This window comes from Flavobacterium sp. HJSW_4 (assembly GCF_042436695.1).
In the GTDB taxonomy this organism is placed as follows: domain Bacteria; phylum Bacteroidota; class Bacteroidia; order Flavobacteriales; family Flavobacteriaceae; genus Flavobacterium.
The window spans coordinates 64,952-74,983 of record NZ_JBHNPP010000025.1 but is presented as its reverse complement, the minus strand read 5'-3'; the positions used below and the strand labels follow the sequence as shown (position 1 = coordinate 74,983).

8 protein-coding genes are annotated in these 10,032 nt (G+C 34.5%); 7 read left to right on the top strand and 1 reads right to left on the bottom strand.

Annotated elements, in window-relative coordinates; genetic code table 11:
* A partial coding sequence (gene topA, locus ACE01P_RS19475; protein ID WP_379700709.1) for a type I DNA topoisomerase occupies positions 1-1,610 on the bottom strand: 1,610 nt, incomplete at its 3' end.
* A 338-nt stretch (positions 1,611-1,948) separates the two neighbouring features.
* Between topA and miaB the strand changes: the two genes are divergently transcribed.
* The 7 genes from miaB (at position 1,949) to groL (ending at position 9,820) form a co-directional block, all read left to right on the top strand.
* Positions 1,949-3,394: a tRNA (N6-isopentenyl adenosine(37)-C2)-methylthiotransferase MiaB gene (gene miaB / locus ACE01P_RS19470; RefSeq protein WP_379700708.1), complete on the top strand. Its 1,446-nt coding sequence runs from the start codon at positions 1,949-1,951 to the stop codon at positions 3,392-3,394.
* Between the two features lie 134 nt (positions 3,395-3,528).
* On the top strand, positions 3,529-4,788 hold the full coding sequence (locus tag ACE01P_RS19465; RefSeq protein WP_379700707.1) for a sigma-54 interaction domain-containing protein: 1,260 nt from the start codon (positions 3,529-3,531) through the stop codon (positions 4,786-4,788).
* 101 nt (positions 4,789-4,889) lie between these two features.
* A complete protein-coding gene (locus tag ACE01P_RS19460) occupies positions 4,890-5,393 on the top strand; it encodes an LptE family protein (protein WP_379700706.1) in 504 nt (167 codons plus the stop codon).
* 102 nt (positions 5,394-5,495) lie between these two features.
* Entirely contained in the window at positions 5,496-7,337 is a 1,842-nt protein-coding gene (locus ACE01P_RS19455) for a hypothetical protein (protein WP_379700705.1), read from the top strand.
* 3 nt (positions 7,338-7,340) lie between these two features.
* Positions 7,341-7,682, top strand: a complete 342-nt coding sequence (gene secG, locus ACE01P_RS19450) for a preprotein translocase subunit SecG (protein WP_379700704.1) — start codon at positions 7,341-7,343, stop codon at positions 7,680-7,682.
* 144 nt (positions 7,683-7,826) lie between these two features.
* Complete coding sequence (gene groES / locus ACE01P_RS19445; protein WP_008467105.1) at positions 7,827-8,102, top strand: co-chaperone GroES; 276 nt, start codon at positions 7,827-7,829, stop codon at positions 8,100-8,102.
* A gap of 86 nt (positions 8,103-8,188) precedes the next feature.
* Positions 8,189-9,820, top strand: a complete 1,632-nt coding sequence (gene groL, locus ACE01P_RS19440; protein WP_379700703.1) for a chaperonin GroEL — start codon at positions 8,189-8,191, stop codon at positions 9,818-9,820.
* The last annotated feature ends 212 nt before the right edge of the window (positions 9,821-10,032 follow it).

Here is a 10,032-nt window from a genome sequence, read left to right as displayed (position 1 = left end):
TAATCTAAAATGTTTCCGAAATTCTTTACTAAGAAATCTGTAACAATAGTTCCAATATCTGTTGGAACTAATTTTCCTTTATCAGAACCTGTATTTTCTTTTAGAACCTTTTCCCCTACTTTACTATTTTGCAAAGTAAGTTGTGTGTAATTACGTTCTACACCTTCCAATGTTCCTTTTTCAACATAATTTCTGTTGATAATTGTAGAAATTGTTGGCGCATAAGTAGATGGACGACCAATTCCAAGTTCCTCTAGTTTTTTAACCAAAGATGCCTCTGTATAACGAGCAGGCGGTCTTGAATATCGTTCTGTGGCTGTAATATAGTTGTTAGCCAATTTTTCATTTACTTTTAAAGCAGGAAGCATTCCTTCTTGCTCTTCTTCGTCATCATCATGACCTTCTAAGTATACTTTTAAGAAACCTTCAAAAAGCAATACTTCTCCAGAAGCTGTAAAAATTTCACTGTGATTATCTGCTTCGATTTTTACGTTTGTTCTTTCCAACTGCGCATCGCTCATTTGCGAAGCCAAAGTTCTTTTCCAGATCAAATCGTACAAACGAGCTTGGTCACGGTCAATATTTACAGTGTGACGAGACATATCTGTTGGACGAATTGCTTCGTGCGCTTCCTGTGCCCCTTTGTTTTTGTTAGCAAAAATTCTTGGCTTAGAATATTCTTTTCCGTAAGATTTGATGATTTCTGCTTCAGCCGCGTTCATTGCTTCTGAAGAAAGATTTACAGAGTCAGTTCTCATATAAGTAATAAGTCCCGCTTCGTACAAACGCTGAGCTAACTGCATCGTGATTCCAACTGGCAAGTATAATTTTCTCGCCGCTTCTTGTTGCAACGTAGAAGTTGTAAAAGGTGCTGTTGGTGATTTTTTGGTAGGTTTAGTTTCTAAATCTGCTACCTTATATTTAGAACCGATATTTTGATTTAAGAAATCTTCGGCTTCTTTTTTAGTATTGAAGTTTTTTGGAAGTTTTGCTTTGAAAGCTTTTCCCGCTTCGTTTACAAATTCTGCAACAATTGAATACGTTGCGACTGCATTAAAATTTTGAATTTCGCGTTCTCTCTCAACAATTAGACGTACAGAAACAGACTGTACACGTCCCGCTGAAAGTCCACCTTTGATTTTTCTCCATAAAACTGGAGATAATTCGTAACCTACTAAACGGTCTAAAACACGACGTGCTTGTTGTGCGTTTACTAAATTATAGTCAATTTCTCTAGGATTATCAATTGCTTTAAGAATCGCAGATTTTGTAATCTCGTGAAAAACAATTCGTTTGGTTTTTTTTGTGTCCAGTTTTAATTCTTCCGCCAAGTGCCATGAAATAGCCTCTCCCTCGCGGTCCTCATCGCTCGCTAACCAAACCGTTTCGGCATTCTTAGAAAGTGATTTTAGTTTCGTTACCAAGGCTTTTTTATCCGGAGAAACTTCATATTTAGGTTTAAAACCATTTTCTACATCTACTCCTATTTCCTTTGATGGTAAGTCGGCTATGTGACCATAACTCGACTCCACCTGAAAATCACTACCGAGGAATTTCTCGATCGTTTTCGCCTTTGCAGGTGACTCCACTATTACTAAATTCTTTGCCATTGCTCTATTTTTCTGCAACAAAAGTATTTATTTTTTTTAAATATTAACCTTACGAATGCATTTTTGAAGTATTTTGATATTATGAAACTTAAAATTGCAGATTTATCTGTAATATTCTGTATAATATATATAGGTATAACTTTTAATGATTTCTGACCGAGAAATGTGCTTTTTATTTTAGATTTCAAATTAAATATTTAAATCACATACCTTAAAACATTTATTAGAAGGTCTCCAAATTCTGCAATCAAAATCTAAAATCAGAAATCTAAAATTCTTTTCTGCCATCTTGTCATATTTATTTCAATTAACCTATCTTTGCACTTTGAATTTTTACAATGGAAAAGATTATTGAAGAAAGCAAACAGGGCGAAAGTCTTGTTCTGGAAAATAAACCTGAGAATACTAAAAAACTATTTATAGAAAGTTACGGTTGTGCAATGAATTTTTCGGACAGTGAAGTCGTGGCTTCTATTTTGTCTGACGGAGGATATAATACAACTTCTGTTTTAGAAGAAGCCGATTTGGTTTTGGTAAACACTTGCTCAATTCGTGACAAAGCGGAACAGACTATCCGTAAACGTCTGGAAAAATACAACGCTGTGAAACGTACAAACCCAAAAATGAAAGTTGGGGTTTTAGGCTGTATGGCTGAACGTTTAAAAAGTCAGTTTTTAGAAGAAGAAAAAATCGTTGACCTTGTTGTTGGCCCAGATGCTTACAAAGATCTTCCTAATTTGTTAGCTGAAGTTGAAGAAGGACGCGATGCTATCAATGTAATTTTATCGAAAGAAGAAACTTACGGAGATATTTCGCCAGTTCGTTTGATGAGTAACGGAATCACTGCTTTGGTTTCGATCACTCGTGGTTGCGATAATATGTGTACGTTCTGCGTTGTACCTTTTACACGCGGACGCGAAAGAAGTCGTGAACCTCAAAGTATCATGGCTGAAATTCAAGATTTATGGAACAAAGGTTTTAAAGAAATTACACTTCTTGGACAAAATGTTGACAGTTACCTTTGGTACGGAGGCGGTTTGAAAAAGGATTTTGTAAACGCTTCTGAAATGCAAAAAGCAACTGCGGTCGATTTTGATCAATTGCTTGAAATGGTTGCTGTTGGTTTTCCTAAAATGCGTATTCGTTTTTCGACTTCAAATCCGCAGGATATGCACGAAAGCATTTTGCATGTTATGGCAAAATATCCAAATATCTGTAAACATATTCACTTACCAGTTCAATCTGGAAGCAATAGAATTTTAAAAGAAATGAATCGTCTGCATTCTCGTGAAGAATACATGGCTTTGATTGACAAAATTAGAGCCATTGTTCCAGATGCTTCGATTTCACAAGATATGATTGCCGGTTTCCCAACTGAAACTGAAGAAGATCATCAAGATACGATGAGTCTAATGGAATATGTAAAATATAATTTCGGTTATATGTATTCGTATTCTGAACGCCCTGGAACTTTGGCTGGAAGAAAAATGAAAGATGATGTTGAAGAGGAAACCAAAGCCCGAAGATTACAAGAAATCGTTGATTTGCAACAAAAACACGCTTGGTTTAGAAGCGAAGAATTTGTTGGGAAAACAGTTGAAGTTTTAGTGGAGAAAGTCTCTAAGAAATCTAAAGATGAGTTTTCTGGAAGAAATTCTCAAAGTATTACAGTAGTTTTCCCAAAAGAAAATTACAAAATTGGAAATTTCGTAAACGTAAAAATCACAAGCTGCACAAGCGGAACTTTAAAAGGTGAAGCTGTGAGTTTAAGTGAAATGAATTAAATTGTTTCAAGTTTCAGGTTTCAAGTTCTTTATGTAACTTAAAACCTGAAACTTGAAATTTACAAGCCTAAAGTTTAAGGTCAAAGTTTGAAACTTGAAACCTGAAACAAATACAAACTTGAAACAAAATCTATATGGAAACAGTTCAAGCAATAAAACAACGATTTGAGATTATTGGAAATGATCCAAAATTAAATCGTGCTATCGAAAAAGCCATTCAGGTTGCTCCAACTGATATTTCAGTAATGGTAACTGGGGAAAGTGGTGTTGGTAAAGAAAATATTCCAAGAATTATACATTCGCTTTCGCACAGAAAGCATGGTAAATATATCGCCGTAAACTGCGGAGCAATTCCGGAGGGAACAATTGACAGTGAACTTTTTGGTCACGAAAAAGGAGCTTTTACAGGCGCAACAAGCACACGTGAAGGTTATTTTGAAGTGGCAGACGGCGGAACAATTTTTCTTGATGAAGTTGGAGAATTGCCTCTAACAACTCAAGTAAGATTACTTCGTGTTTTGGAAAATGGTGAATTTATAAAAGTAGGTTCGTCTCAGGTTCAAAAAACAAATGTTCGTATCGTTGCGGCAACCAACGTGAATTTATTCAATGCTATTGAAAAAGGCAAATTCCGTGAAGATTTGTACTATCGTTTGAGTACAGTCGAAATTACATTGCCTCCTTTAAGAGAAAGAAATGACGATATTCATTTGCTATTCAGAAAGTTTGTGGCCGATTTTGCTCATAAATATAAAATGCCTCCTTTAAGATTGGATGATGACGCTGTTCAGCTTTTACAGAAATTTAGATGGAGCGGAAATATTCGTCAGCTTCGAAATGTTGCGGAACAAATTTCTGTTTTAGAAACTAATCGCGATATTACTTTAGCTACTTTACAATCTTATTTGCCTGCAGAAGGAAGTAATTTACCTTCAGTTATTAACGACAGCAAAAAAGAAAGTGATTTTAGTACTGAAAGAGACATTTTATACAAAGTGCTTTTTGATATGAAAAGCGATTTGAATGATTTGAAAAAACTGACTCTCGAATTAATGAAAAATGGCACTTCGAAAGTACAAGATATCAATCCGAATTTAATTCAAAAAATTTACGGAAATCAGCAAAACGACAGTGAAATTGATTTTGAAGAAGAACCAAGAACTGCTGTTGTAACAACTCCAGTTGTTCGTGAAGATAATTATCAAATACAAGACGATAATTATTTATTTGCTGAAACTATCGAAGAAGAAGAAATTTTACGTTTGGAACAAAAAGAAATCGAAATGATCAAAAAATCATTAGAAAAAAATAAAGGAAAACGTAAAGCCGCTGCAGACGAATTGGGTATTTCTGAAAGAACTTTGTACCGTAAAATCAAGCAATTCGATTTATAAAAATAATTAAATTACAATTTCGAAATTCCAAATTCCAATTACCTATATTTGGACACAATTGGAATTTAGAATTTAAAAATTGGTGTTTCCTCTTAAATATTATGAAAAAAATATATTCTCTTTTTGCCTTATTAAGCCTTTTTATGTTGAGTGGCTGTTCTGTTTATAATTTTACAGGAACTGGAAAAATCGATGCTAAAACATTTCAAGTTAACTTCTTCCAAAATAACGCAGACTTAGTCGAACCTGGAATTGATAGAACTTTTACTCTAGCTTTACAGGATTTGATTATGAATCAAACTAACTTAAACTTAGTAAGTAATGGCGGTGATTTGGTTTATGAAGGTGAAATTACAGATTACAGAATAACGCCAATGACTGCAACTGCAGATCAGCAAGCAGCACAAAACCGTTTGTCTATTCGTATTAATGTGCGTTTTATGAATAAAAAGAAAGAAACAGACGATTTTGAAAAATCTTTCGAATTCTATTATGATTTCCCTGGACGAGATCTTCCTACAGGTTCTGTTTTAAATGAAGCAATTAGAGTAATTTTTGAGAGAATCACACAAGATATCTTTAATCAATCATTGGCAAAATGGTAGTCCAACTTGTTAAATCGTTTAATCGTAAAACCGTTTAATCGATTAAACAGTTAGAACCAAATAATAAACGATTAAATAAGTAAACGATTAAACAAAAAATAAATGAACGTTAGCGATTATACCTACTTAATGAACAAACCCGATGCTATTACAGAAAGGCAGGCGGACGCATTAGGAAGTGTTTTGAATGAATTTCCGTATTTTCAAAGTGCACGTGCATTGCGATTAAAAGGGCTTTACAATCAGAACAGTTTTAAGTATAATTATGCTTTAAAAGTTACTGCAGCATATACATCTGATCGTTCTGTTTTGTTTGATTTTATAACTTCTGAGGCCTTTACTTCTATTCAAAATGATTTTTACGAACAAAAACTGAGAGATCTTCTTGAAATCACTGTTTTTGATAGTGAAATAATTTCGCCAGAACAGATTCAAAAAGCTATTGAAGTAAAAAGCGAAATTGAACAACAGCCGGTTTTAGATACAATTAAAGAAGCTCAAATTTCAGTTATCGAAACACCTTCAATTGTACAGCCTGAAAAAGTTGAAGAATCTGAAAAAGTTGAAGAACCCGTACAAGCGGAAGAAACAAAAGCTCAAGAACCAGTAATTATTGAAGAGCCTAAAAAATTTCCAGAAATAGATCCTTCTATTTTTCTGGCAATAAAAGAAGCGCAAACTGTAACTTTTGAAAAACCTATAATAAAAGAGGAAGAGCCAAAACCACTTCCTGAAATAGACCTTTCTATTTTTGCGGCGATAAAAGATGCGCAAAATGTAACTTTTGAAAAGCCAATAATAGAAGAGGAAAAACCCAAAACGCTTCCAGAAATAGATTTATCTACTTTTACTGCAATAAAAGAAGCACAAAATATAACTTTTGAGAAGCCTGTAGTAGTAGAAGAAAAAACCGATTCTGTTGAATCTACTATTTCAGATGTTGTAGAAGAAGCAGAAACAGCTCCATTTACAGAATCAATACAAACGGAAGAACCTAAAATTGATCGTGTAGAAAATTCAATTTTAAGTTCTATCAAAGTTTCTGAAACACTTTCTGCTCCAGAATCTATAAAAACAGAAGAATTTAAAGAAGAGCCTAAAAATGAACGAATTGAAAACTCTATTTTAAGTTCTATCAAAGAAGCAGAAGCTACTATCGAACAGCCTGTAAAAACTGAAGAAGTAAACGTTGATCCTATTATAGAAGAACCCGTTGTAGAAGAGCCTGCTCTAAACTCGGTTGAAGAAGAGGAAGATGACAGCGTTATTGAAGAAATGATTATTCCGGAATTTAAAATGAATACCGTTGAACGATCTATTCTTTCTTCAATTAAAGAAGCGGAGACAAAAGCACCTGCAGAACCAAAAGAAGAAATTCAAGAGGTTATTAAATCTGACGATAAGGAAGAAGAAATAAAAGAGGAAGAGCCAATTGAAGAAATAATCGAAGAAGAAGAACCTAATGAACCTGCAAAAACAGCAGCGGAACATTTAGAAATCGGGAAACCTTTAGATTTTTCTCTTAGCGAAAAACACTCTTTCCAAGAATGGCTACAATTATCTAGAACAGAACCAATTGACCGTTCAGAAGAACTTTCTCCAGAAGAAAGAGCCGAAAAAGAAGCTGCAGAAAAAATAAAACTAGAAGAAGAGAGACAAAAAAAGGCTGAAATTATCGATAAGTTTATCGAAAACAATCCGAAAATCTCTCCAATAAAAGCTGGAAACAATGCTCCAACAGTACAAATTGAGAGCGGTTCTGAGGACAATTCATACCTAATGACGGAGACTTTGGCTAGAGTTTATCTGGAACAAAAGAAATATACAAAGGCAATTCAAGCATATGAAATATTAATTTTGAAATATCCAGAAAAAATTACTTTCTTTGCAGACCGCATATCGGATATTAAGATTTTACAACAAAATAACAATAACAATAATTAAGTAATGAGCACATTTTCAATTTTTTTAGTTTTAATTACAATAGTTTGTTTTCTATTGATCGTAGTTATCATGGTACAAAACCCTAAAGGAGGCGGATTGTCTTCTACTATCAGCGGAACGCAAATGTTAGGTGGAGTACAAAAAACAACTGACTTTTTAGATAAAAGTACTTGGACTTTAGCTACTGTTTTAATTGTGCTAATTTTACTTTCAAGCTTAAGCTTCTCTGGATCTTTAAGCGATACAGAATCTAAAATCATTGACAGAACTGAAGCTCCTGCAAATGCACCTGCAGCTCCAGCACAAGGAAATACTCCTGCTCCTGCAGCACCAGCTACTAAATAATTTTAGCTCGATATAAAAATCTAATGCCAGCCTGTCAAAGCTGGCATTTTTTTTAAGAAATAATGTCAGTTTTTCTAGCATGGCATAGTTTCTGAAAGTTTATTGAACAGAAAAAAACGTATAACTTATAATAATATAAAAATCATGGCTTTAAACATTAAACCGCTTTCAGACCGCGTACTTATTGAGCCTGTTGCAGCTGAAACTAAAACTGCCTCAGGTATTTTTATTCCAGATACTGCCAAAGAGAAACCACAAAAAGGAACTGTAGTTGCAGTAGGAAACGGAACTAAAGATCACACAATGACTGTAAAAGTTGGAGATACTGTTCTTTACGGAAAATATGCTGGTACTGAATTAAAATTAGAAGGTACTGATTATTTGATTATGCGTGAGGACGATATCCTTGCAATTATCTAAAAAAAACATATTGTATTGAGCACGAAGTATTAACAATTAAGGACTTCGTTAACTTGAAACAAATCAAACTTTAAACTAAAATTAAAATGGCAAAAGATATAAAATTTGATATTGAAGCACGTGACGGTTTAAAACGTGGTGTTGATGCATTAGCAAATGCTGTAAAAGTAACTCTTGGACCAAAAGGTCGTAACGTAATTATCGGAAAATCATTTGGTGGACCAACTGTTACTAAAGATGGTGTTTCTGTTGCAAAAGAAATCGAATTAAAAGACGCATTAGAAAATATGGGTGCGCAAATGGTGAAAGAAGTTGCTTCTAAAACCAATGATTTAGCAGGAGACGGAACTACAACGGCTACAGTTTTAGCACAAGCTATCGTAAAAGAAGGTTTGAAAAACGTTGCTGCAGGTGCAAATCCAATGGACTTGAAACGCGGAATCGACAAAGCTGTTGAAACTATCGTTGCTGACCTTGCAAAACAAGCTAAAGTTGTTGGAAGCGATTCTGATAAAATCCAACAAATTGCTTCTATCTCTGCTAACAATGACGAAGTTATTGGTGAATTAATCGCTACAGCTTTCGCTAAAGTTGGAAAAGAAGGTGTTATCACTGTTGAAGAAGCTAAAGGAACTGACACTTTCGTTGACGTTGTTGAAGGAATGCAGTTTGACAGAGGATACCTTTCTCCTTACTTCGTAACAAATCCAGAGAAAATGGAAGTTGAATTAGACTCTCCATACATCTTATTATACGACAAAAAAGTATCTTCTTTAAAAGAATTACTTCCAGTTTTAGAGCCAGTTGCACAATCAGGAAAACCATTATTGATTATCGCTGAAGATGTTGACGGTGAAGCTCTTTCTACTTTAGTAGTTAACAAATTAAGAGGTGCTCTTAAAATTGCTGCTGTAAAAGCTCCAGGTTTCGGAGACAGAAGAAAAGCAATGTTAGAAGACATCGCAATCTTAACTGGTGGAACTGTAATTTCTGAAGAAAGAGGTTATACTTTAGAAAATACAACTATCGAAATGTTAGGAACTGCAAAAAGAGTTTCTATCGATAAAGACAATACAACTATCGTAAGCGGTGCTGGTGAAGCAGATATCATCAAAAATCGTGTAAACCAAATCAAAGGTCAGATGGAAACTACTACATCTGATTACGATAAAGAAAAATTACAAGAGCGTCTAGCGAAATTAGCTGGAGGTGTTGCAGTTCTTTACGTTGGTGCAGCTTCTGAAGTTGAAATGAAAGAGAAAAAAGACAGAGTTGATGACGCTTTACACGCAACTCGCGCTGCGGTTGAAGAAGGAATCGTTGCTGGTGGAGGTGTTGCTTTATTGAGAGCTAAACTTGCTTTGGCTGACTTAAAAGCTGACAACGCTGATGAAGCAACTGGAATCCAAATCGTTTCTCGCGCTGTTGAAGCTCCATTGAGAACTATTGTTGAAAACGCTGGTCTTGAAGGTTCTGTTGTTGTAGCAAAAGTTTCTGAAGGTTCAGGTGATTTTGGATACAACGCAAAAACTGACGAATACGTAGATATGCTTACTGCTGGAATTATCGATCCTAAAAAAGTAACTCGTGTTGCATTAGAAAATGCTGCATCTGTTTCTGGAATGATCTTAACTACAGAATGTGCATTAATTGATATTAAAGAAGAAAACGCAGGTGGCGGAATGCCAATGGGTGGCGGAATGCCAGGAATGATGTAATTCATTCTCTTCTTAAAACTTAAAAGCGCTGGATTTTTATCTGGCGCTTTTTTTGTTTGTTTGCCACAAATTACACGAATTCCACAAATTTTATTTCACAATACAAAAAAAACAATTCGTGGAATTCGTGTAATTCGCGGCAACCATTTTTTATTTAACATTCTCTTTTTATTTAAAAATTCTGTTATTTCTACCTTTGTGTATCAATAAAT